Origin of the sequence: Streptomyces sp. SID486 (assembly GCF_009865385.1) — a bacterium.
Taxonomy (GTDB): domain Bacteria; phylum Actinomycetota; class Actinomycetes; order Streptomycetales; family Streptomycetaceae; genus Streptomyces.
Genome location: NZ_WWJT01000049.1, coordinates 1 through 23402 on the forward strand (window position 1 = coordinate 1; position 23402 = coordinate 23402).

Below are 23402 nucleotides of genomic sequence, written 5' to 3' on the forward strand. Positions count from 1 at the left end.
CCGACCCGATGCACGTGGTGGCCGCGGCGGCGGCCGGGGACACCGTGGCCCGGGGGCTGCTGCTGGACCGGGCGCGGGCGACCGGGCGGGCCGCCGGGCTGCTGCTGGACGTGCTCAACCCGGAGACGGTCGTGGTGACCGAGGTCGGTGTCCTGCATTTCGACGACTGCCTGGGCGCACTGCGGGAGGCGGCCGGGAAAAGCCGGGCGGCGGCCGTGCTGCCGACGAGCTTCCCGGATTCCGTGCTCGCGGTCGCCGGCGGATCGGTGGTCCTGGAGGCACTGTTCCGGGATCCGCTGGGCGTGTCGGCAGATGCCATTTAATTCAGAAACTCGGAATGTTGACAGGGGCCGGGCAAGGCCGGGAACATCCTGGTCATGACCTCGCTCACGAGTTGTCGCACTCTCTGTTGCTGACATGTTGCCGCGCATGAAGCGCGTGTTTCCCGTTGCGTGAGTCTTTCTTCTTCCGGCCTTCTTTCCCGGAATTCCTGCTGCGTTTCCCGCATTTCTCCCCTGGGAGTCCTCCCATGCACCGTCGTACCTTTCTCACCTCCGCGCTGGGCGCGTCCGCGGCTGCCCTGGGCCTGAGCGGCTGCGCCAAGGGCGACGCGTCCGCCGCGACCGAGGGCGCCGCGACCCGGCCGCTCGCCGACACGGTCCCGGCGGGCACCAGCCTGAAGATCACCTCCTACCTGGGTCAGCAGCAGCTGCAGTTCCGGCTGGCGAAGCTGCCCGAACTGCCGTTCACCGTCTCCGAGTGGGCGAACATCGGCGCCGGCCCGGACGTCATCAACGCCTTCCGCGCCCGGTCCCTCGACCTCGCCAACAACGCGGGCATCCCGCCGATCCAGGCCCACTACCAGGGCTACGACGCGAAGATCGTGGCGATCGGCATCACCCGCAAGCCCACCTACCTGTTCGCCACCAAGCCCGGCAGCGACATCCGCACGGTCCGGGACTTCAAGGGCCGAAAGCTCGCCTTCTCGCAGGGCCAGGCCCAGGGCGTCGTCCTGCTGCGGGCGCTGAAGCAGGCGGGCCTGGAGTACGACGAGGTGACGCTGGTGCCGCTGACCAGCAACCAGTTCTTCACCGCCCTGCAGTCGGGGCAGGTGGACGTCGCCCCGCTCGCGGTCAGCCAGGCGCCCGCCTATCTGAAGCAGTACGGGCCCAAGGGCGCGCGCAGGATCACCACCGACGTCGTCGACCTGCTCAACCTGCTGTGGGCGCCGCAGTCCGTACTGAACGACCCGGCGAAGGCCGCCGCCGTCGCCGCGTACATCCCCCAGTGGGCCAAGGGACAGGTGTGGAGCTACGAGCACCCGGACGTGTGGGACGAGGAGTTCTACGTGAAGACGCAGAACCTGACCCTCGCCCAGGCCAGGTCCATCACCGAACTCGCCAACAAACCGCTGTTCCCGCCCCGCTGGGACGAGGCGGTCAGGTGGGAGCAGGAGACCGCCGACCTGCTCGCCGAGGGCGGGTTCGTGAAGAAGTTCGACGTCTCCTCGCTCTTCGACCGCCGCTTCGAGTCCATCGCCGCCCGGGCCGTACCGGCGGAGTACCGGAAGTGAGCGCCGTGACGACGACGACCGCCGCCCCGCCGGCCGCAGGCACCGGGGAACTCCCCCAGGTCCGCAGGCGCCGCCGGCTCTCCCCCGGCCGCCGGCTGCCCGCCGCCCGGCTCCTCGGCCCCCTGGTGCTGCTCGCCCTGTGGGCCGGCGCCTCGGCCGCCGGGACCCTCGACACCGGCGCCGTACCGGCGCCCTGGACGGTGCTGAGGACCGCCGGCCGGCTGTGGACCGACGGCACCCTGCCCACCGACGTCCTGACCTCGCTGGAACGGGCCGGCTACGGCTTCGCGATCGGCCTGACCGCCGGGGTGCTCCTCGCGCTCGCCTCCGGCCTGAGCCGGGCCGGGGAAGCGCTGATCGACGGGACCGTGCAGCTCAACCGGGCGATCCCCACCCTCGGCCTGATCCCGCTGTTCATCCTCTGGCTGGGCATCGGCGAGACCTTCAAGATCGCCATCATCGCGATCGTCGTGTACATCCCCGTCTACCTGAACACGCACGCCGCGCTGTCCGGCATCGACAGCCGGTTCGTCGAACTCGCCGAGGTGCAGGACCTGTCGAGGTTCGCCTTCGTCCGCCAGGTCGTGATCCCCGGGGCGCTGCCCGGATTCTTCGTGGGCCTGCGGCTCGGCGTGACCGGGTCCTGGCTCGGCCTGGTGGTGCTGGAGCAGATCAACGCCACCAGCGGCCTCGGCTACCTGATGTTCCAGGCGCAGAACTACGGCCAGAGCGACGTCATCCTGGTCGGCCTGCTGATCTACGGCGTCTTCGGCCTGGTCTCCGACAGCGTGGTCCGTCTGATCGAACGGAGGGTGCTGTCGTGGCGCCGCACACTGAGCAACTGACCCGGCCCGCCGTCCGGCTGCGCGGCCTGACCCGGTCCTTCGACGGCCGTACGGTCCTCGACGGCATCGATCTGGACGTGCCCGCCGGACAGTTCACGGCCCTGCTCGGCCACAGCGGTTCGGGCAAGTCCACCCTGCTGCGGGCGGTCGCGGGCCTGGACCACGGGGTGGCAGGCGGCGGGCGGCTCACCGCGCCCGAGCGGGTGTCGGTCGTCTTCCAGGACTCCCGGCTGCTGCCCTGGCGCCGGGTGCTGGACAACGTCCGGCTCGGCCTGGACGGCAAGGACGCCGAGGCGCGCAGCCGGGCCGCGCTGGCGGAGGTGGGGCTGGCGGGGCGCGAGCGGGCCTGGCCCGGCGAGTTGTCCGGCGGCGAGGCGCAGCGGGCCGCGCTCGCCCGCTCCCTGGTGCGCGAGCCCGAACTGCTGCTGGCGGACGAGCCGTTCGGGGCACTGGACGCGCTCACCCGGATCCGGATGCACCATCTGCTGCGCGACCTGTGGAAACGCCACCGGCCGTCCGTGCTGCTCGTCACCCACGACGTGGACGAGGCGATCGTGCTCGCCGACCGGGTCCTCGTCCTGGACCGGGGCCGGATCGGCCTGGACCTGACCATCGACCACCCCCACCCGCGGTCCTACCGGGACGCGGTGCTGGGCGAGTACCGGGAGCGGCTGCTGGCCGCGCTCGGTGTCACGGAGGACCACGCATGACACGGCAGCTCCACCTCAACGCCTTCTTGATGAACACCGGTCACCACGAGGCTTCCTGGCGGCTGCCGGAGAGCGATCCGTACGCCCACACCGACCTCTCCCACTACGTCGGGCTCGCCCGGACCGCCGAGCGCGGCACCTTCGACTCGCTCTTCCTCGCCGACGGCCCCCAGCTGTGGAACAACCTCGCCCAGCGGCCGGCCGGCGCCCTGGAACCGCTCACGCTGCTGACCGCGCTGGCCACGGCCACCGAGCACATCGGTCTGATCGCCACCGCCTCCACCTCCTACAACTCCCCCTACAACCTGGCCCGCAGATTCGCCTCGCTGGACATCGTCAGCGGCGGCCGGGCCGGCTGGAACATCGTCACCACCGCCGGTGCCGAGGCGGCCCGCAACTTCGGCCTGGACGCCGAGCCCGCGCACGCGGAGCGGTACGCGCGCGCCGCCGAGTTCCTGGACGTGTCCCTCAAGCTGTGGGACAGCTGGGAGGACGACGCGGTCGTCGCCGACAAGGCGGCCGGTGTCTGGGGCGACGACAGCAAGATCCACCCGCCCCGGCACCGGGGCCGCTTCTTCGGCGTGGCGGGCGCGCTCAACGTGCCCCGCACCCCGCAGGGCTATCCGCTGCTGGTCCAGGCGGGCTCCTCGCAGGACGGCAAGGCGTTCGCCGCCCGGTACGCGGAGGCGGTGTTCACCGCCCAGCAGACCCTGGCCGGCGCACAGGACTTCTATGCCGACCTCAAGGCCCGCACCCGGGCGGCGGGCCGCGACCCCGAGCACCTGAAGGTGCTGCCCGGGATCGTGCCGGTGCTCGGGGCGACCGAGGCGGAGGCGCGGGCCGCGGAGCGGCTGCTGGAGGACCACATCGTGCCCGGCCACGGCGTGGCGCGGCTGGAGAGCCTGCTGCAACTGCCGCCGGGGACCCTGGAGCTGGACGCCCAGCTGCCCGCCGATCTGCCGCCGGAGTCCGCCGTCGAGGGTGCCAAGAGCCGCTACACGCTCGTCGTGGAGCTGGCCCGGTCCGAGCGGCTCACCGTGCGGCAGCTGATCGGCCGGCTCGGCGGCGGGCGCGGGCACCTCACCGTCGCCGGGACGCCCGAGCAGATCGCCGACCGGATCGAGACCTGGTTCAGGCAGGGAGCCGCCGACGGCTTCAACATCATGCCGCCCGTGCTGCCCTCCGGCCTGGACGCCTTCGTCGAACACGTCGTACCGCGCCTGCGCGCCCGCGGCCTGCTGCGCACCGAGTACGGGCCGCGCCTGACGCTCCGGGAGCGCTACGGCCTGCCCCGCCCCGCCAACCAGTACCTGACCCCCGCGTTCGCCTGAGAGGAACCCCCATGTCCATCGAGATCACCAAGGTCACGGCTCGCATCGGCGCGCGGGTCTCCGGCGTCGACATCTCCGGACCGCTCGCCCCGGAACAGGTCGGCGCGATCCGCGAGGCGCTGAACGTCCACAAGGCGCTGGTCTTCGACGACGTCCGCCTGGACGACGCCGGCCAGCAGGCGTTCGCCCGCCACCTCGGCGACCTGACCACCGCCCACCCGACCGTCGGCGCGGTCGACGGCGCCCCGAACGTGCTGCCGGTGGACAGCGAGCGGGGCCGCGCCAACCACTGGCACACCGACGTCACCTTCGTCCTGAACCCGCCGCAGGCCAGCACCCTGCGCTCGCTGACCGTCCCGCCGTACGGCGGTGAGACGCTGATCGCCAACGCGGCGGCCGCCTACCGCGACCTGCCCGAGCCGCTGCGCCGGCTGGCCGACACCCTGTGGGCCGAGCACACCAACGACTACGACTACGCGGTGCCGGACGAGGAGATCGACGAGGAGAAGGCCGCCCAGCGGGCCCGGTTCACCTCGATCAGGTACCGCACCGCCCACCCCGTGGTCCGCGTGCACCCGCTGACCGGTGAGCGCGGGCTGTTCGTCGGCGGGTTCGCGCAGCGGATCGTGGGGCTGTCGGTCGGCGAGTCCCGCAAGATCCTCGACCTGCTCCAGGCGTACGTCACCCGCCCGGAGAACGTGCTGCGCCACCGCTGGTCGGAACACCAGCTGGTGCTCTTCGACAACCGCATCACCCAGCACTACGCCGTCGACAACTACGACGGCCTGCCGCGCCGGCTGCACCGGGTGACCGTCGCCGGTGACATCCCGGTCGGCATCGAGGGCAAGGAGAGCCACTCCATCGAGGGTGACGCCTCGCACTACACCCCCCTGGCCGCGTAGCCGGGGATTCACCCTGCGTACGACGGGTGTCCGTATAGTGGGCGGCCCCTTCGCGTGAGCGGACGGGCCGCCCAGACTGGCGGAGTTTTTGCCCGCCTATCGCACTGGGAGAGCCGCGCCCATGCCCAGCAGCACCACCACGGAGACACCGCCGCAGGAGCGGCACGTCTCCCTCTCGCACGGCCTCAAGCAGCGCCATCTGTCGATGATCGCCCTCGGCGGTGTCATCGGCGCCGGCCTGTTCGTGGGGTCCGGCGCGGGCATCGCCGCCGCGGGGCCGTCCATCGTGATCGCCTACGCGGTCTCCGGCGTCCTCGTGATGCTGGTGATGCGGATGCTCGGCGAGATGTCGGCCGCGTACCCGTCGTCGGGCTCGTTCTCGGCGCACGCCGAGCGGGCGATGGGCCCCTGGGCGGGCTTCGCCGCGGGCTGGTCCTTCTGGGTCCTGCTCTGCACGGCGGTCGGCCTGGAGGGCATCGGCGCCGCGAAGATCGTCCAGGGCTGGGTGCCGGGCACCCCGCAGTGGATGTGGGTGGCCCTGTTCATGGTGGTGTTCCTCGGGGCGAACCTGGCCGCCGTGAAGAACTTCGGCGAGTTCGAGTTCTGGTTCGCGGCCCTGAAGGTCGGCGCGATCAGCCTCTTCCTGATCCTGGGCCTGCTGGCGATCACCGGTGTGCTCCCGGGCACGGAGGCGCCCGGCACCTCCCACCTCTCCGACTTCCTCCCGCACGGCAGCGAGGGCCTGGTCATCGGCCTGCTCGCGTCCGTCTTCGCGTACGGCGGCCTGGAGACGGTCACGATCGCGGCGGCCGAGTCGGAGGACCCGGTGCGGGGTGTGGCGAGCGCCGTCCGTACGGCGATGTGGCGCATCGCCCTGTTCTACATCGGCTCCATGGCGGTCGTCGTGACCCTGGTCCCCTGGGACTCGAACGACATCGTCGACCCGGACAAGGGTCCGTACGTCGCCACGCTCGACCGCATCGGCATCCCTGGCGCCGGGCAGCTGATGCAGGTGATCATCCTGGTGGCCCTGCTGTCGGCGATGAACGCCAACATCTACGGCTCCTCGCGCATCGCCTACTCGCTGGTGGAGCGCGGCCAGGGGCCGGCTGCGCTGGCGAAGGTGTCCGGCGGTGTCCCCCGGGTCGCGGTGGTCACCTCCTGCGTCGTCGGCTTCCTGTGCGTCCTGCTCAGCTACTGGCGTCCGGACGACGTCTTCGCCTGGCTGCTGAACATGATCGGTGCGGTCATCCTGGTCGTCTGGATCTTCATCGCGGTCTCCCAGCTGCTGCTGCGCCGCCGGATCGAGCGCGAGGCCCCCGAGAAGCTGGTGGTCCGCATGTGGGGGTTCCCCTGGCTGACCTGGGTCGCCCTGGCCGGCATGGTGACGATCTTCGTCCTCATGGCCCGTGAGCCGGACACCCGCCTCCAGCTGTACTCGACGGGCGGCATGACGCTGTGCCTGGCGGCGGTCGGCTACGCCTGGCAGCGGCTGCGCGCCAGGCGCTGACCTCCCGCGCCGAAGGCCCCCACGTACGACGCGTGGGGGCCTTCGCGCTGTCCGTCCTGTCGCCCGCGCACTGTCGCTGCTAGCATGTAGTTGCAACTCATGCGCAATAAGCTCCTGCCTCGTGATCGTCTTCTCACCCTTCACGTCGGCAGGCGGATGAAAGAAGACCCCCGCGAGGACGTGACTCGCGGGGGTCTTCCCCACTCCCGGGGTCCACCGGCCGGCTGCCGCCGGTTCGGACCGGGGACCCGTGTCCGGGCCGGGCTGCTACAGGTTGCCGAAGTCCGGGCCCTTGGTGCGGGACCGCTTCAGCTCGTAGAAGCCGGGCACCGAGGCCACGGCGATCGTGCCGTCCCACAGGCGGGCCGCCTCCTCGCCCTGGGGGGCGGGGGTGACGACCGGGCCGAAGAAGGCGATCTGCTCGCCGTCGGGGCCAGGGACCGCGATGACCGGGGTGCCGACGTCCTGGCCGACCTTGTCGATGCCCTCCTTGTGGGAGGCGCGCAGCTCCGTGTCGTAGGTGTCCTTGTCGATGAACTCGATCAGGTCTGCGGGCAGTCCGGCGTCGGCCAGGGCGGCCGCGATGCTGTCGCGGTTCACCCCGAGGCCCTCGTTGTGGAAGCGGGTGCCGAACGCGGTGTAGAGCCGGCCGACGACCTCGTCCCCGTACAGCTGCCAGGCGGCGGTCACCACCCGGACCGGCCACCAGGTGGTGCCGCCGGGCCCCATGTTCTCGGCGTAGTCCGCCGGCAGTTCGTCCAGCCTGTCCTCATTGAGGACGGCCAGGCTCATCACGTGCCAGCGGACCTCGATGTCGCGGACCTTCTCCACTTCCAGGACCCAGCGGGAGGTCATCCAGGCCCAGGGGCACACCGGGTCGAACCAGAAGTCGACGGGGGTCTTGCCGGACGAGGTGGTGCTCTCGGACATGCCGCTCCTCTGCGAAACGTTCTTTTGTCGCCTCAACGAGCCGGCCGCCGGTCGCATTCCCTGCTGTCCGCCGTCAGGAGCACATGGCAGGATCGGTCCTGTTCAGCCGCCATCCACGCGATCACGAGGGAGTGCCGTCCGTGCCCGGTGAGAATCTGTCCCGCGACGAGGCCCGGGAGCGGGCCGCCCTGCTGTCCGTAGACGGGTACGACGTGTTCCTGGACCTCCGGTCCGCCGTCGGCGACGGGAACGGCGAGCCGCGCACGTTCCGGTCGGTGACCACCGTCCGCTTCCGCTGCGCCGAGCCGGGCACGTCCAGCTTCGCCGATCTGATCGCGCCGAACGTCACCGCCGTCTCGCTCAACGGCCGGGACCTGGACCCGGGCGAGGTCTTCGACGGCGCGCGGATCGCGCTGGAGGACCTGGCCGCGGAGAACGAGCTGGTGGTGGACGCGAGTTGCGCCTACTCGCGCACCGGCGAGGGCATGCACCGCTTCGTCGACCCGGAGGACGGCGAGGTCTACCTGTACACGCAGTACGAGCCGGCCGACGCCCGCCGCGTCTTCGCGAACTTCGAGCAGCCGGACCTGAAGGCGCCCTACCGCTTCGAGGTGCGGGCCCCCGAGGGCTGGACGGTGTGGAGCAACGGCGCCGGTGAACTCACCGACGGTGTGTGGCGGTTCGAGGAGACCAAGCCGATCTCGACGTACATCACGTGCGTGGTGGCGGGCCCGTACCACTACGTGACCGACTCCTACACGCGCGACTTCGAGGACGGCACGAAGCTGGAGATCCCGCTGGGCGCGATGTGCCGCAAGGGCCTCGCCCCGCACTTCGACGCCGACGACGTCTTCCTGGTCACCAAGCAGGGCCTGGACTTCTTCCACGACCACTTCGACTACCCGTACCCGTTCGGGAAGTACGACCAGGCGTTCGTGCCGGAGTACAACCTGGGCGCGATGGAGAACCCGGGGCTGGTGACCTTCCGGGAGGAGTACATCTTCCGGGGCAAGGTGACGCAGGCGTCGTACGAGGCGCGGGCCAACGTCATCCTGCACGAGATGGCGCACATGTGGTTCGGCGACCTGGTCACCATGGTGTGGTGGGACGACCTGTGGCTGAAGGAGTCCTTCGCGGACTTCATGGGCACGTTCGCGAACGTGGGCGCCACCCGCTTCAAGGACGCCTGGATCACCTTCGCCAACCGCCGCAAGGCCTGGGCCTACCGTGCCGACCAGCTGCCCTCGACCCACCCGATCACGGCGGACATCCGCGACCTGCAGGACGCCAAGCTGAACTTCGACGGCATCACCTACGCCAAGGGCGCCTCGGTGCTGAAGCAGCTGGTGGCGTACGTCGGCCAGGACGCGTTCCTGGAGGGCGCCCGGCGTTACTTCAAGCGCAACGCCTACGGCAACACGCGCCTGGGGGACCTGCTGTCGGTGCTCGCCGAGACGAGCGGCCGGGACATGACGCAGTGGTCGCGGTCCTGGCTCCAGACGGCGGGGGTGAACACGCTGACCCCGCAGGTGCTGCTGGACACCACGGGCGGCCGGATCGCCGAGCTCGCGGTGGTCCAGGAGGCCCCGGAGGCGCACCCGACGCTGCGCCCGCACCGGATCGCGGTGGGCCTGTACCGCAGGACCCCGGCGGGCACGCTGGAGCGGTACGCGCGCGTGGAGACGGACGTGCACGAGCCGCGTACGGTCGTGGCGGAGCTGGCGGGGGCCGAGGCGCCGGAGCTGGTGCTGGTCAACGACGACGACCTCACCTTCTGCAAGATCCGCTTCGACGAGACCTCGCTGGACACGCTGCGCGGGCACCTCGGGGAGCTGGCCGACCCGCTGGCCCGTGCGCTGTGCTGGTCGGCGCTGTGGAACCTGACCCGGGACGGGCTGCTGCCGGCGCGGGACTTCATCGGCCTCGTGCTGCGGTTCGCCGGCCGCGAGTCGGACATCGGCGTGCTCCAGATGCTGCACGCCTGGGCGGACACGGCGCTGACGCACTACGCGGCGCCCGGCTGGCGGGAGACCGGCGCACGGCTGCTGGCCGAGGGTGCCCTGCGGGAGCTGCGGGCGGCCGGGCCGGGCAGTGAGCACCAGCTGGCCTGGGCGCGGTTCTTCGCGGCGGTGGCCGCCGCGGAGCCGGAGCTGACGCTGCTGAGGGAGCTGCTGGACGGCACGGCCGGGATCGAGGGCCTGGCGGTGGACCAGGAGCTGCGGTGGGCGTTCCTGGAGCCGCTGGCGGCGCACGGCGCGGCGGACGAGTCGGTGCTGGCGGCGGAGCTGGCCCGGGACGACACGGCGTCCGGCAAGCGGCACCAGGTGCGCTGCCTGGCCGCGCGCCCGTCGGCGGCGGTCAAGGCGCAGGCGTGGGCGCAGGTGGTGGAGGCGGACACGCTGTCCAACGCGCTGGTGGAGGCGACGATCGCGGGCTTCGCCCGGCCGTCGCAGCGGGAGCTGACCGCGCCGTACGCGCAGCTGTACTTCGCCGCGATCGAGCGGGTGTGGCGCGAGCGGTCGATCCAGATCGGCATGGACGTGGTGCGCGGCCTGTTCCCGGCGTACCAGGACCGCCCGGAGACGCTGGACGCGACCGACGCGTGGCTGGCGGCGCACGAGGACGCGGCCCCGGCGCTGCGCCGGCTGGTACTGGAGTCGCGGGACGACCTGGCGCGGGCGCTGCGCGCACAGGCGTGCGACGCGGCGGCCTCCGACCGGTGAGCTTTGGCCTGAGCTCGCCCGGTCGGTGACCGTTACGAAATCCGGGCGGACACGCCCGTAACCCCTGGTCCGCACCCGATCGGACCAGGGGTTTTCGATGCCTACTCGGCACCCGAACACCTGACCTTTAGTCCCGTCTTGTCCGCATTTCTCGACGGCCGTGTAACAGCGGTTAAGAGCGGCACCGGGTGCGGGAATCCCGTCGCCATGACGCACAACCCCCCGCTCTCCCCGCGCCCCCTCCGCCACCTCTCCGACGTCCACCGCCGCGTCCTGACGGCGGCCCAGCTGCGCGCCCACGGCGTGCCCGCGGCCGAACTGGGCGAGCGGTGCCGTCCCGACGGCCCCTGGCGTGAGCTGCTGCCGAACGTGATCCTGCTGCACCCCGGACCGCCCACCGGCGAGGAACGGCTGCACGGCGCCCTGCTGTACGCGGCCCGCGCGGCGGAACCGGGCGTCCCGCTCCAGCCGACGGCCGAGCACCCGCACCGGCCGGTGTACGCGGAGGCGGTGCTCACCGGGCCGGCGGCGCTGGCCCTGCACGGCTTCTCGTCCACCCCGCCGCCGGCCTCGCCGGACCAGGTGCACGTCCTGGTCCCGCGCTCGCGCCGGCTGCGCTCCACGGGCTACGTACGGCTCGTGCGCACCACCGCCCTGCCCACCCCGCTCGCGGTGGCGGGCCTGCCGGTGGCGCCGGTGCCCCGGGCCCTGGCGGACACGGTGGCGGAGCTGACCGACGCGGAGGCGGTGCGCCGGCTGCTGACCGAGGCGGTGCGCGGCGGCCACTGCGAACCGGCGGCCGTGGTGCGGGAGCTGACCCAGGCGAAGCTGCTCAGCCGTCCGCACGTGGTGGACGCGGTGGACGCGCTGCTCGCCGAGGGCCGCTCGATCGCCGAGGACCGCCTGTACCGGATGGTGCGCGAGTACGGCCTGCCCGACCCGGTCTGGAACGTCGACCTGCGGCTGCCCGGCGGCCCGCACCTGGGCGGTCTGGACGCCTACTGGCCCGACCAGGCCGTCGCCGTCGAACTCGACACGCGCGCGCCGCGCCAGGGCCGGGGCGAGGAGCGGGGCGACGACGCGCTCTGGTCGGAGTACGCCCTCAAGCGCGAGCACCTGGAACGCCTCGGCATCACGGTGGTGCACGTCACGCCGAGGAAGCTGCGGGACTGTCCGGAGCAGCAGGCGGCGGTGGTGCGGACGGCTCTGATGGCGTCCGGCGACCGCGACCCGGCCGCCTACGTCGTGGTCCTGCCCCGGTAGTACCGCACATGCGCCGCCGGGCCACTTCTGCTGCGCCGCCCGGGTGAGGGTTCACCGGAACGGACGACCGGGGCGGGCGGCGCCGGGCGGGCCGCGGTACAGGAGAGACATGAGAAAGTCCCGAATAACGGCCGGCGCGTGCTCCCTCCTCCTCGCGGCCGTCTGCGCGCTGGCCGACCCCGCGACGGCACAGGTGGCGTCCCCGAGCGTGGCCGGCGGTTATGTGGCCCTCGGCGACTCCTACTCCTCCGGTGTCGGAGCAGGCGACTACCTGGACTCAGGCAAGGAGTGCAAGCGCAGCAGCCGGGCCTACCCGGTGCTGTGGGCCGAGGCCCACGCGCCGGCGACCTTCAGCTTCGCCGCGTGCAACGGCGCCGACGCCAGGGACGTGCTCACCGAGCAGCTCGGCCACCTCAGCGCCCGCACCGGCCTGGTCACCCTGACCGTCGGCGGCAGCGACACGGGCTTCGTCGGTGTCCTCGCCACCTGCGCGCTGGGCGGCGCCGAACGCTGCATGTCCGCCGTCTCCCGCTCCCGCGCCGTCATGGACGGCCCGCTCGCGGGCGACCTCGACCTCCTCTACACGGCCATCCGCAGCCGGGCGCCCGCCGCCCGGGTCGTGGTGCTGGGCTATCCGCACCTCTACCACCTCAGGGGCAGCTGCGCGCTGGGCCTCCAGGACGGTGAACGCACCGTCCTCAACGACGCCGTGGACCACCTCAACGCGGTGATCGCCCAGCGGGCCGCCCTGCACGGGTTCACCTTCGCCGACGTGACCGCCACCTTCGCGGGCCACGAGATCTGCTCGGCCAGCCCGTGGCTGCACGGCGTCGACGTGCTGGCCGTCACCGAGTCGTACCACCCGACGGCACCGGGGCAGTCGCTCGGCTATCTGCCGGCTCTCACCCGGGCGTCCTGAGCCGCGCCACCCCGCACGCCGCCCCGGGCGCCCGGGGCGGCGCGGTCGCAGCGCCGGCTAGCAGAATTCCTTCTCGGTCACGGGCGCCGGTTCGCCCGTCCAGTCCGCGTTGAGGTTCAGGGCGAGGGAATGGCGGCCGTCCGCCGTCGTCACGGCCGAGGAGGTGGAGCCGTGGATGCCGCCGTCATGACCCCAGACGTGCACACCGCAGGTCAGCCTGGTGTCCATCAGGCCGAGACCGTAGCGGACGTTCGGCACCCCGGCGATCTTCACCGTCGTCTTCATCTCCTTGAGCTGATGCGCCGGCAGGAGCTTTCCGCGCAGCAGCGCGCTGTAGAAGCGGTCCAGGTCGGCGGAGTCCGAGATCATCTCACCGGCCGAGGAGGCGATGGAGGGGTTGAGCGCCGTCACGTCGTACGTCGGGCCCGTCGCGGCCTCGGCGAGTTTGGAGTAGGCCCGGCTCCCGGGCCGCGGGACGCCCACCCGGGTACCGGGGAGGGACGTGGCCGTCAGGTGCAGGGGGCGGATGACGCGGCGGGTGATCTCGTCGGCGTAGGTCCGGCCCGTCACCTTCTCGATCACCATGCCGGCGACGACGTAGTTGGTGTTGGAGTAGCTCCAGGACGCCCCCGGCGCGAACTCCGGTGCGTGCCGCATCGCGATCGCCACCAGCGCGGCCGGGGTGACGGTGTCGTACCGGTGCCGGAAGAAGCCCTCCTTGAGGAAGTGGTCGCGGGCGAAACCGTCGTCGGACGTGTAGTCGTAGATGCCGCTGGTGTGGTTGAGCAGGCGGCGCAGGGTGATGTGCCGGCCGTCGTGGCCGTGGCCGCGCACCACGCCGGGCAGCCACCGGTCGACCGTGTCGTCCAGGGAGAGCCGGCCCTCCGCCTCCAGCTGGAGCAGGACGGTGGCCACGAAGGTCTTGGTGATGCTGCCGACCCGGTAGCGGTCGGCCGCCGAGCGGTGCCGGCCCGTGCGCAGGTCGCCGACGCCCGCCGTCGTGGACCAGGTGCCGTGGGCGTCCCGCACGGTGGCCGTCACGCCGGGGACGCCGGCCGCGACCACCGCCTCGACCGCCCGGCGGGTGGCCGCGTGGCCGCCGTCGGAGCGGCTGCCGGAGGAATGGGCGCCGGAGGAATGGGCGCCGGAGGCGGCCACGGCGGGGGCCGCCAGGGCCGCCGTGAGGAGCAGGGCGGTGCCGCCCACGAGAGTCGTGCGCAGGTGCATGTGTTTCCCCCAGGATGTGGTGGGTGACGCGGTCGGGGGGAGGGACCCGGCGATGTGGCGCGGGGGTTGCCCGGTGCGGGCCGGTTGAGCGACTTCCGGCCCTTCTCGGGCACCGCCCGGCGGGGCGCCGGGTGCCGGTCACTCCTCGTTCGACCGCCGGGGCCGGGAAAGGCTCTCGGGGGCCTCCAGGCGGCCGTGCGGGGGGCGTTCCCGCCACAGCCGCAGGGCCACGTCGACCAGGCGCACGCGGGTGAGCCCGGGTACGGCGGCCAGGTCCTGCCAGGCGGCGAGGTCGGTGGAACCGCCGACCTCGTACCGGAGTTCGCCGCCGGTCACCTCGCCCTCGTAGATGATGCGCAGGCCCTGGTGGTCGGTGCGGCGCGGCGGGCGCCCGCCGGGCACGACCCGCCGGGAGGAGTCGACGCCGAGCAGACCGGTCACCTCGATGCGGTAACCGGTCTCCTCGGTGACCTCCCGGCGGACGGTGTCGTAGGGGTCCTCGCCGTGCTCCATGCCGCCGCCGGGCAGCACCCACTCGGGAGTGCCGTCGGGCCCCGGCGAGCGGGCCAGCAGGATCTGTCCGTCACGGACACACACGGCGTAGGCCGCCACCCTCAACTTCTGTCGCATTCCCCGACGTTACCGGCCGGACGGGCCGGCGGGCACGGCTCGGGCGGGGACCTGCGCCCACAGACAGGATAACCTTCTTATTACACATTAGGGGGTTAGTTCTCATGGAGTCAACCGGTCACGTACGCTTGAGCGGTTAGCCGAGGAGGAGTGTCCGATGCCCACCGCCCGCGACCCCCGCCCGCTCACCGGCGAGCCCCTCGCGCTCGACCTGCTCAACACCCGCTGGACCGCCGACGGCGTGACCCGGGACCTGCTCGCGGACCTCGACGGGCTCGCCGTCTGGCTGGAGAGCAACCGGCTGGCCGGGATCCACCCCGCCGACGCGCAGGCCCTGGCCCATCTGCGGACGGCACGCGAGGCACTGCGGGCCGCGGTGGACTCCTCGCCCGGACAGGCCGCGCCGCTCGTGGACGCCGTACTGGAGCACGGGCGCATCCGGGCCCGGCTGACCGCCGCCGGTCCGGCCGAGGAGCCCGAGTTCGCCGACCCGTCCTGGGCCCCGGCCTGGCTCGCCGCCCGCGACTACCTGAACCTGCTCGCCCGGGCCCCGGAGCGGATCCGCGCCTGCGCCGGCGGCGGCTGCGTCCTGCACTTCTACGACACCTCCCGCAACGGCACCCGCCGCTGGTGCTCGATGGCGGTGTGCGGCAACCGGGCGAAGGCGTCCCGCCATTACGCGCGTTCCAGGGACGCTTGAGCAGATACCGGTCACCGGCGCCCGAAGCGCCCGAATCCCATCGCGGGTTTTCCCCATACGTTCATCTCGTTTCGGTCAACGGTCCCCAAATTCCGAACCCTTCGGTAAAGCTGAGCGCTCTCGTCCGCTCGTTCCTTTACCTGAGGGATGCCGATGACCCACACGCCCGAGCGTGATCCCATATCCGGTCCGAGACGCCTGGCCCGCATAGCCGTGGCCGTGGGCGTGGTGGCCGCCCTCTCCGCGGCGGGGCCGGTGCCCCTGGCCCTCGCCGCCGGCGCTCCCCCGCAGCCGCACGCGGGGCAGGCTCCCCCGGCCGCCGATCCCGGCGTCAAGTCCGCGCACGACAAACTCGGTTCGGACGACGCCGACGCGCTCGCCGAGGCCAAGGCCGACGGCGCCAAGAACATCACGATGATGGTCGCGACCGCTCCGGGGCAGACCGAGCAGGTCGCCCGGAAGCTGGACGCGGTCAAGGGCGGCTCGGTCGGCCGCAGTTACGACGAGGTCGGCTACGTCCGCGCCACCGTGCCCACCGGCCAGGCCGACGCGGCCATCGAAGCCGCGGCGGGACTCCCCTCGGTGCACGCCATCGACCTCAGGCGCGAGATCCCGCTCGACGACCCGGCGCCGGACGCGGCCGGCGCCCCCGGGGCCGGGCAGGCGACGAAGACCTACCCGGCACCTGGCCGGAACACCCCGGCGGAGAACCCGTACAACCCCTCCTTCGAGACCGGCGCCGTCGACTTCGTCGAGGAGCACCCGAAGGCGGACGGCCGCGGCGTCACGATCGGCATCCTCGACTCCGGCGTCGACCTCGGCCACCCCGCGCTGCAGAAGACCACCACCGGCGAGCGGAAGATCGTCGACTGGGTCACCTCGACCGACCCGATCCTCGACAGCGACGGCACCTGGCGCCGGATGACCAACCCGGTCAGCGGCCCGTCGTTCAGCTACGGCGGCACGACCTGGAAGGCACCCGCGGGTGACTACCAGGTCAGCCTGTTCCGCGAGTCGGCCACGGCCGGCGGCGACGCCAAGGGCGACGCCAACCGCGACGGCGACACCACCGACGCCTGGGGCATCCTCTACGACCCGGCCGCCGGCACGGTCCGCGTCGACCTGGACAACGACTTCGACTTCACCGACGACACGCCGATGAAGCCGTACAAGGACGGCTACCAGATCGGGTACTTCGGCACCGACGACCCGAAGACCGACGTCGTCGAGCGGCAGCCGTTCGTCGTGCAGATCCGCAAGGACGTCCCCACCGACCCGTACGGCGGCGACTGGGTCGGCAAGAAGGCCGACTTCGTCAACATCGGCGTCATCGAGTCCGAGCACGGCACGCACGTCGCCGGCATCACCTCCGCCCACGGCCTGTTCGGCGGGAAGATGAACGGCGCCGCCCCGGGCGCGAAGATCGTCTCCTCCCGGGCCTGCACCTGGACCGGCGGCTGCACCAACGTCGCGCTCACCGAGGGCATGATCGACCTCGTCGCCAACCGCGGTGTCGACATCGTGAACATGTCGATCGGCGGCCTGCCGGCGCTGAACGACGGCAACAACGCCCGCGCCGAGCTGTACACCCGGCTCATCGACACCTACGGCGTCCAGCTGGTGATCTCCGCGGGCAACTCCGGTCCCGGCGTCAACACCATCGGCGACCCCGGCCTCGCGGACAAGGTGATCTCGGTCGGCGCCACCATCTCCAAGGAGACCTGGGCCGCGAACTACGGCTCGGCCGTGGCGAAGAAGTACGCGATGATGCCCTTCTCCTCGCGCGGCCCGCGGGAGGACGGCGGCTTCACCCCGACCCTGAGCGCGCCCGGCGCGGCGATCAACACCACCCAGACCTGGCTGCCGGGCTCCCCGGTCGCCGAGGCGGGCTACCCGCTGCCGGCCGGCTACTCGATGCTCCAGGGCACCTCGATGGCCTCCCCGCAGGCCGCCGGTGCCTCCGCGCTGCTGCTGAGCGCGGCGAAGCAGAAGGGCATCGCCCTCACCCCGGCCACGCTGCGCACGGCGCTGACCTCGACCGCCGACCACATCAAGGACGTGCAGGCGTACGAGGAGGGCGCGGGCCTGATCAACGTCGTGGACGCGTGGGACGCCGTCCGTGACGACGCCACCGCCCACGACTACACGGTCAAGGCCCCGGTCGACACCGCGATCGACTACGCGCTGAAGACCCCGGGCTTCGGCACCGGCCTCTACGACCGCGAGGGCGGCCTGCAGGCGGGCCAGAAGAAGACGTACGACGTCACCATCACCCGCACCTCCGGCCCGGACAAGGCCGTCCGGCACGAGCTGCACTTCGAGAACAACGCCGGGCACACCTTCCGGATCGTCGGCGACGACGTCGTCCGGCTGCCGCTGAACCAGCCGGTGACCGTCAAGGTGCAGGCCGCCCCGGGGTCGGCGGGCATCAAGAGCGCGATCCTGGAGATCGACGACCCGAGGACCGAGGGCATCGACAAGCAGATGCTCGCCACGGTCGTGGTCGCGGCCCCGGTGCACTACAGCTACTCCGCGTCCGGCTCGGTGCAGCGCAACAGCACGCAGTCGTACTTCGTGTCCGTGCCCGAGGGCGCGAAGTCGCTGGAGGTCGCGATGGGCGGGCTTCAGGACAAGAGCCAGACCCGGTTCATCGCCATCCACCCCTACGGCGTCCCGTCGGACAACACGGGCACCCCGTACTGCTACAACAACTACCTGGACGGCAACGGCTGCAAGCCCGACGTGCGCGCGTACGCCGACCCGCAGCCCGGCGTCTGGGAGGTCGAGGTCGAGGCGCGCCGCACCTCGCCGCTGCTCGACAACCCGTTCAAGCTGGACGTCACCGTCCTCGGCGCGGCCTTCGACCCGGAGACCGTGACCGTCCCCGAGGCGAAGGTCGGCACCCCGGTGACCGCCTCCTGGAAGGTGACCAACAAGTACGCCGCGCTGGACGGCAAGCTGGTCGGCGGCCCGCTCGGCTCCGCCAAGTCGGCCCGCCCGGCCATCAAGGAGGGCGAGACGCAGACCGGTACGGTGGTCGTCCCGGCCGGCGCTACCTCGCTCGACGTCGCCATCGGGGGCGTCTCCGACACGGCGGCCGACCTGGACCTGACGGTGTACGACGCGTCCGGCAAGGAGGTCGGCAAGTCCGCCGACGGTGACTCGGAGGAGGCGGTCTCAGTGCCGTCCCCGGCCGCCGGCACCTACACCATCCAGGTCGTGGGGTACTCCGTCCCGTCCGGCTCCACGGACTACGACTACCGGGACGTGTTCTTCTCCGCCGCCCTCGGTACCGTCACGGTCGGCGACTCGGCGCCCGTCGAACTGGGCACGGGCGCGTCGGCGACGGTGACCGGGCAGGTCACGGCCGCCGCCGAGGCTCCGGCCGGCCGTGAGTTCTTCGGCCGGGTACAGCTGGTGAACGCCCGCGGCACGGTCGCCGGCACCGGCAGCGTCAAGATCGGGAAGGTCACGCCGTGACGGTGTGACCCGCACGCACAGGGGGCGGAGGTCCGAAAGGGCCTCCGCCCTCGCGGTTCAGGGAGCGGGGGTCCGGACGGGCCTCCGCTCTTGCGGTTCAGGGAGCCGGGGCCTGAGGGGCTCCGGCTCAGGGGACCGGGGTCGGGGCGGGCCTCCGGCTCAGGAGCCGGGGTCCGAAAGGGCCTCCCCTCCGGCTCAGGGGGCCCGGCTCCGAAAGGGCCTCCCCCCCTCCGGCTCAGGGGGCCGGGGTCCGGGTGGGCCTCCGTGCCACCGGCTCAGGGGGTGGCGCCGGAGGGGCATGGCAGGGTGCGGGAGGCGGGCAGAGCCTCGGTGATCCAGGCGCGCCCGGCGGCCACCCGGGCCTCGCCCACGGCCCACAGGTACGCGTCCCGCTCACCCCGGGCGACCGCCACGAGCACGTGCTGTCCCGTACGCGGCGCGGGCCGCGCGTCCGCGCCGAGCAGGATGCCGACCTCCGCCGGCCCGTGCGCGGGCTTGTAGGAACGGCTCACGGTCAGTGTGACCCGGCTGCGGGAGGGGTCCTTCCGCCGCTCCACCCGCGCCACGGTGCCCTCGACCACCAGCCGCGAGCAGGCGAGTTCGCGTTCCGGGTCCACCGGCCGCCCGCCGGTTCCGGAATCGCCGTCCATGGCGCCCGCGCTCTTGGCGGACCCGCCGTTGTCGGCCGTCACGCCGCCCTCCACCACCAGCCGGCCGAAGCCCAGGGACACGGCGAAGACCGCGGCACCGGCGAGCGCGCCGAGCACGACCCGCCGGGCCTGACGCCGCCTGCCCGGCCGCCCCGGCCGCGCGGCTGCGAGGGGGCGCGTACGGCTCCGGGACCGGCGACCGGCACCCCCGGCCCTGACGTCACCTCCGCCCCCGGCCGACCCACCGGGCACAGCAGCGCCCGCCGACCCACCGGGCACAGCAGCGCCCGCCGACCCACCGGGCACAGCAGCGCCCCCCTCGGTCTCCGCAGTCTCCGCGGTCTCCGCGGCCGCCACCACGGTCTGCGCGGCCACCGCCTCGCCGGTGGGCTCCGGCCGTGGCTCCTCCGTCAGCGCCTCGGCCAGCCACGCCAGCCGGTCGCGGAGCACCGCCACGTCGGCCTCGGCCGCCCGGTGTTCGGCGAGGAAGACGGGGTCCCGCTGGGCCTCCGGCGGAAGCGGGCCGCCGGTGATCACGACCATCAGGGCGTCCGTCCCCGCCTGCCCCTCCTCCTCCCCGGACTCCAGGGGGTCGGCGCGCTCGACACGCTCCCCGGGCTCTGCGGGCTGTCCCCGCATTCCGGCCTCCCCAGGCTCCCCGGGCCCCCCGTGCTCCCGGGACTCCGGCGGCCCCCCAGACTCCCGCGACTCCCCCGGCACCCGCTGCTCCGTCGGCACCCGCGACTCCTCCGGCACCCGCGACTCCCCGGACTCCCGCAGCTCCCCCGGCACCCGGGGATCCCCGTGCTCCCCCGGCCCCCTGGAGCCCCCATCTCGCACGTGCTCCCCCCGCCTGCCGTGCTCTCCGGTGTCCGCGGTGTCGCGCGTGTTCTCGTGTCCGGCGGTCATGTCACACCACCTCGTCCTCGTGCAGCCGGTCGCGCAGTGCGCGGACCGCCGTGTGCAGCCTGCTCTTCACCGTGCCCTCGGGGACACCCAGTTCCTCGGCGATGCCCCGCACCGGCAGGTCCGCGAAGAAGCGCAGCACGATCACCTGCCGCTGGGCGGGCGGCAGCTCGTCCAGGCCCCGGGCGACGGCGAGGGAGAGCAGGCTGGTCTCCTCACCGGAGGGGTGCACCGGCTCGTGCAGCGCGGCCAGCCGCTCCCCCAGCCGCTCCCGGCGCCGTCTGGCCCGGTGCCAGTCCACGGCCAGGTTGGAGGCGACCACCGCGGCCCACGCCGACACGTCCCGCGGGGCCTCGCGGCCGCTCGCCGCCCGCTCCAGCAGCCGCAGCCGTACCTGCTGCACCCCGTCCGGCAGGTCCGACTGCGGCACCCCGCCGAGCGCGAGCACCGCCCGCACCCGCCGTTCCTGCACCGCGTCCAGCGGATCGTCACCGGCCGGGCCGGTACCCACGCTCCCCCCGCCCCCGTCCGTACCGGCGACGGCCGGCCCCCGGTCACGGCGCACCTTTCCGCGCAGCACAAGCCACCCCCTCACGCATCCGCCCCTACGACGCGGCGGCGGCCCGGAACGTTCGGCCCGCCCGGGCCGGCCCGCAGAGGCGTACGTCACACCGCCGTATGGCCGGGGACCGAACGGGCAGGGGCGGGACAGCACAGCTTCCGGCGCGGACCCACCGCGGAGGGAATTTCTGCAGCTCAGCGGCGCGCCAGGCGGACATATGGAACCGTCCACGCGGAGATCGTGTCCCACTCCTCGGGCACGCGCCGCAAAGAATTGGACAGCTGGACCGGGGTCGGCCGCATGATGGAAAAGCCCCGGTCAGGCAAGAGACACCAAGAGACACATAGAGGGAGTCGCTGTGAGGGTCGGAATCGTCGGAGCCACCGGTCAGGTGGGCACGGTCATGCGCAGGATCCTCGTGGAGCGGAACTTCCCGGTCACCGAGCTGCGCCTGTTCGCCTCGGCCCGTTCCGCCGGGACCGTGCTGGACGGCGTGACGGTCGAGGACGCGACGACCGCCGACTACACCGGCCTCGACATCGTGCTCTTCTCCGCCGGCGGCGCGACCTCCAAGGCGCTGGCCGAGAAGGTCGCCTCGCAGGGCGCCGTCGTGATCGACAACTCCTCCGCCTGGCGCAAGGACCCCGAGGTCCCGCTGGTGGTCTCCGAGGTGAACCCGCACGCGATCGCCGACCGCCCCAAGGGCATCATCGCCAACCCGAACTGCACCACGATGGCCGCGATGCCGGTGCTCAGGCCGCTGCACGAGGAGGCCGGCCTGGAGGCTCTGGTCGTCGCCACCTACCAGGCGGTGTCGGGCTCGGGTCTCGCGGGCGTGGCCGAGCTGCACGGCCAGGTGCAGAAGACGGCGGCCGAGGCCGACAAGCTCACCCATGACGGCGCGGCGGTCACCTTCCCCGAGCCGCAGGTCTACAAGCGCCCCATCGCCTTCAACGTGCTCCCGCTGGCCGGCAGCATCGTCGACGACGGTCTGAACGAGACCGACGAGGAGCAGAAGCTCCGCAACGAGTCCCGCAAGATCCTGGAGATCCCCGGGCTGAAGGTCTCCGGCACCTGTGTGCGCGTCCCGGTCTTCTCCGGCCACTCCCTCCAGGTCAACGCCCGGTTCGCCCGCCCGATCTCCCCGGAGCGCGCCACCGAGCTGCTGGCCAAGGCGCCCGGCGTCGCCCTCTCGGACATCCCGACCCCGCTCCAGGCCGCCGGCCAGGACCCGTCGTACGTCGGCCGGGTCCGCCGTGACGAGACCGCCGAGAACGGCCTCGCCCTGTTCATCTCCAACGACAACCTCCGCAAGGGCGCCGCGCTGAACGCGGTGCAGATCGCGGAGCTGGTGGCGGCGGAGCTGTCCTCGAAGGCGGAGTGACGCACGCACGGCACATGAGGGGCGGTCACGGACACGTGACCGCCCCTTTCGCACTCCGCCCCTCTCGCACTCCGCCCTCTCGCACTCCGCCCCTTTCGCACTCCGCCCCTTTCGCACTCCGCCACTCGCGACGCACCGGCCGCTCTTGACAGGGGCCGCCCCCGGGAGTCCCATGTGAGCAGCTCGGCACCACAACACCCCCACAGCAAGGGAGAGTTGCATGCCTGTGAAGATCGACATCCGGCCGTTGGACAAGAAGGAGACCACCGGGGACAGCAACTCCAGCGGCGCCTGAACGGAGACCCGCGTGCGGACACCGTCACCCCGGGGCGCGCTCTATCCGAGCGTCGAGGAGCTGACCCAGGGGGCCCGCGCGCTGGTCGCCCGGGCACCCGGTGAGCTGCGGATGCGCCCGGTCGGCAGCAGCCGGGCCGGCCGCCCCCTGTGGCTGGTGTCCGCCGGCCACGGTGCCCGGCACCTCCTCACCGTCGCGGGCGCGCACGCCAACGAACCCGTGGGCGGCGCCTCGGCGCTCCGCCTCGCCCGGCTCCTCGCCCACCGGCCCGCAGCCCTGAGGCGGCGGGACTGCACCTGGCACATCCTGCTCTGCCTCGACCCGGACGGTGCCCGCCTGGCCCACGGCTGGCAGCCCGAGGAGCCGGCCCCGTCCCTGGAGGAGTGCCACCGCACCTTCTACCGGCCCGAGTTCGCCTGTCACCCGGAGTCGCTGCCCGCGCCGGGCGGTGACGGTGAACGGCTGCCGGAGTCGGCGGCGCTCGTGCGGCTGCTCGACGAACTGCGGCCCCTGGCGCAGTTCACCCTGCACGGCATCGAGTTCGGCGGGGCCTTCACCATGCAGACCGGCGAGGTGCCCGGTGCCGCGCGCGCCTTCCGGGACACCGCCGCGCGCCTGCGTATCCCCCTCGACGACCGCCCCGGCGACGGTCCCGACTGGGAGCCGGACCCGCCCGGCGTCCTGCGGCCCGCCGACGGGGACCGCGGGAGCGAACGCGACCCGAGCGGGTTCGTCGCCGAGAGCACCTGGCTGTACCCGCGGCGCCACGGCACCCTGACCGCCCTCGTCGAGGCCCCGGCCTGGGCCGCCCCGGCGGTGAGCGATCCCCGGCCGGCCCCCGACCCGCGGCGGGAGGGTGCGC

The 23402-nt window shown here is 72.8% G+C and carries 18 protein-coding genes and 1 pseudogene; 14 read left to right on the plus strand and 5 right to left on the minus strand.

Going from position 1 to position 23402, the window contains the following annotated elements:
- The 7 genes and pseudogenes from GT045_RS02370 to GT045_RS02400 form a co-directional block, all read left to right on the plus strand.
- Positions 1–323, plus strand: a pseudogene (locus GT045_RS02370) (sugar kinase); the annotation flags it as partial.
- A 206-nt stretch (positions 324–529) separates the two neighbouring features.
- Complete coding sequence (locus GT045_RS02375; RefSeq protein WP_161333138.1) at positions 530–1573, plus strand: ABC transporter substrate-binding protein; 1044 nt, start codon at positions 530–532, stop codon at positions 1571–1573.
- Positions 1570–2418 (plus strand): ABC transporter permease, encoded by an 849-nt coding sequence (locus GT045_RS02380; RefSeq protein WP_161333139.1) that lies wholly within the window; start codon positions 1570–1572, stop codon positions 2416–2418. Before GT045_RS02375 ends, GT045_RS02380 begins: the two co-directional genes overlap by 4 nt.
- Complete coding sequence (locus GT045_RS02385) at positions 2394–3128, plus strand: ABC transporter ATP-binding protein (RefSeq protein WP_161333140.1); 735 nt, start codon at positions 2394–2396, stop codon at positions 3126–3128. The genes GT045_RS02380 and GT045_RS02385 overlap by 25 nt, the downstream gene beginning before the upstream one ends.
- A complete protein-coding gene (locus GT045_RS02390; RefSeq protein WP_161333141.1) occupies positions 3125–4459 on the plus strand; it encodes an LLM class flavin-dependent oxidoreductase in 1335 nt (444 codons plus the stop codon). Before GT045_RS02385 ends, GT045_RS02390 begins: the two co-directional genes overlap by 4 nt.
- 11 nt (positions 4460–4470) lie before the next feature.
- A complete protein-coding gene (locus GT045_RS02395) occupies positions 4471–5361 on the plus strand; it encodes a TauD/TfdA family dioxygenase (protein ID WP_161289022.1) in 891 nt (296 codons plus the stop codon).
- A gap of 121 nt (positions 5362–5482) precedes the next feature.
- Positions 5483–6871, plus strand: coding sequence for an amino acid permease (locus GT045_RS02400; protein WP_161289024.1), 1389 nt, complete (start codon positions 5483–5485; stop codon positions 6869–6871).
- A gap of 267 nt (positions 6872–7138) precedes the next feature.
- Here GT045_RS02400 and GT045_RS02405 read toward each other — a convergent pair whose 3' ends face one another.
- The gene (locus GT045_RS02405; protein WP_161333142.1) at positions 7139–7801 is read right to left on the minus strand and encodes a DsbA family protein; all 663 of its coding nucleotides are present in this window, start codon (positions 7799–7801) and stop codon (positions 7139–7141) included.
- A gap of 140 nt (positions 7802–7941) precedes the next feature.
- Here GT045_RS02405 and pepN point away from each other — a divergent pair, with 140 nt between their 5' ends.
- From pepN to GT045_RS02420, 3 genes are all read left to right on the plus strand, one after another.
- Positions 7942–10524 (plus strand): aminopeptidase N, encoded by a 2583-nt coding sequence (gene pepN, locus GT045_RS02410; protein ID WP_161333143.1) that lies wholly within the window; start codon positions 7942–7944, stop codon positions 10522–10524.
- A 207-nt stretch (positions 10525–10731) separates the two neighbouring features.
- On the plus strand, positions 10732–11787 hold the full coding sequence (locus GT045_RS02415; RefSeq protein ID WP_161289028.1) for a hypothetical protein: 1056 nt from the start codon (positions 10732–10734) through the stop codon (positions 11785–11787).
- 109 nt (positions 11788–11896) lie between these two features.
- Complete coding sequence (locus GT045_RS02420) at positions 11897–12706, plus strand: SGNH/GDSL hydrolase family protein (RefSeq protein WP_202526884.1); 810 nt, start codon at positions 11897–11899, stop codon at positions 12704–12706.
- A 57-nt stretch (positions 12707–12763) separates the two neighbouring features.
- Here the strand turns inward: GT045_RS02420 and GT045_RS02425 are convergent, their stop codons facing one another.
- Together GT045_RS02425 and GT045_RS02430 are read right to left on the minus strand one after the other, a co-directional pair.
- On the minus strand, positions 12764–13933 hold the full coding sequence (locus GT045_RS02425; RefSeq protein ID WP_202515357.1) for a serine hydrolase domain-containing protein: 1170 nt from the start codon (positions 13931–13933) through the stop codon (positions 12764–12766).
- Between the two features lie 138 nt (positions 13934–14071).
- On the minus strand, positions 14072–14563 hold the full coding sequence (locus tag GT045_RS02430) for an NUDIX hydrolase (protein ID WP_202515358.1): 492 nt from the start codon (positions 14561–14563) through the stop codon (positions 14072–14074).
- Positions 14564–14720: 157 nt separating this feature from the next.
- On the opposite strand from GT045_RS02430, the gene GT045_RS02435 reads away from it, so the two are divergent.
- Entirely contained in the window at positions 14721–15263 is a 543-nt protein-coding gene (locus tag GT045_RS02435) for a CGNR zinc finger domain-containing protein (protein ID WP_161333144.1), read from the plus strand.
- A 153-nt stretch (positions 15264–15416) separates the two neighbouring features.
- Complete coding sequence (locus GT045_RS02440; RefSeq protein ID WP_161289032.1) at positions 15417–18743, plus strand: S8 family serine peptidase; 3327 nt, start codon at positions 15417–15419, stop codon at positions 18741–18743.
- Positions 18744–19018: 275 nt separating this feature from the next.
- On the opposite strand, the gene GT045_RS02445 is transcribed toward GT045_RS02440, so the two are convergent.
- Both GT045_RS02445 and GT045_RS02450 read right to left on the minus strand, forming a co-directional pair.
- Entirely contained in the window at positions 19019–20032 is a 1014-nt protein-coding gene (locus tag GT045_RS02445; protein WP_202526886.1) for a hypothetical protein, read from the minus strand.
- A gap of 271 nt (positions 20033–20303) precedes the next feature.
- Positions 20304–20879 (minus strand): sigma-70 family RNA polymerase sigma factor, encoded by a 576-nt coding sequence (locus tag GT045_RS02450; RefSeq protein ID WP_161298499.1) that lies wholly within the window; start codon positions 20877–20879, stop codon positions 20304–20306.
- Between the two features lie 340 nt (positions 20880–21219).
- On the opposite strand from GT045_RS02450, the gene GT045_RS02455 reads away from it, so the two are divergent.
- Both GT045_RS02455 and GT045_RS02460 read left to right on the plus strand, forming a co-directional pair.
- The gene (locus GT045_RS02455; RefSeq protein ID WP_161333145.1) at positions 21220–22245 is read left to right on the plus strand and encodes an aspartate-semialdehyde dehydrogenase; all 1026 of its coding nucleotides are present in this window, start codon (positions 21220–21222) and stop codon (positions 22243–22245) included.
- 307 nt (positions 22246–22552) lie between these two features.
- Positions 22553–23402, plus strand: an 850-nt coding sequence (locus GT045_RS02460) for a M14 family zinc carboxypeptidase (RefSeq protein ID WP_345942527.1), incomplete at its 3' end; no start/stop codon positions are given.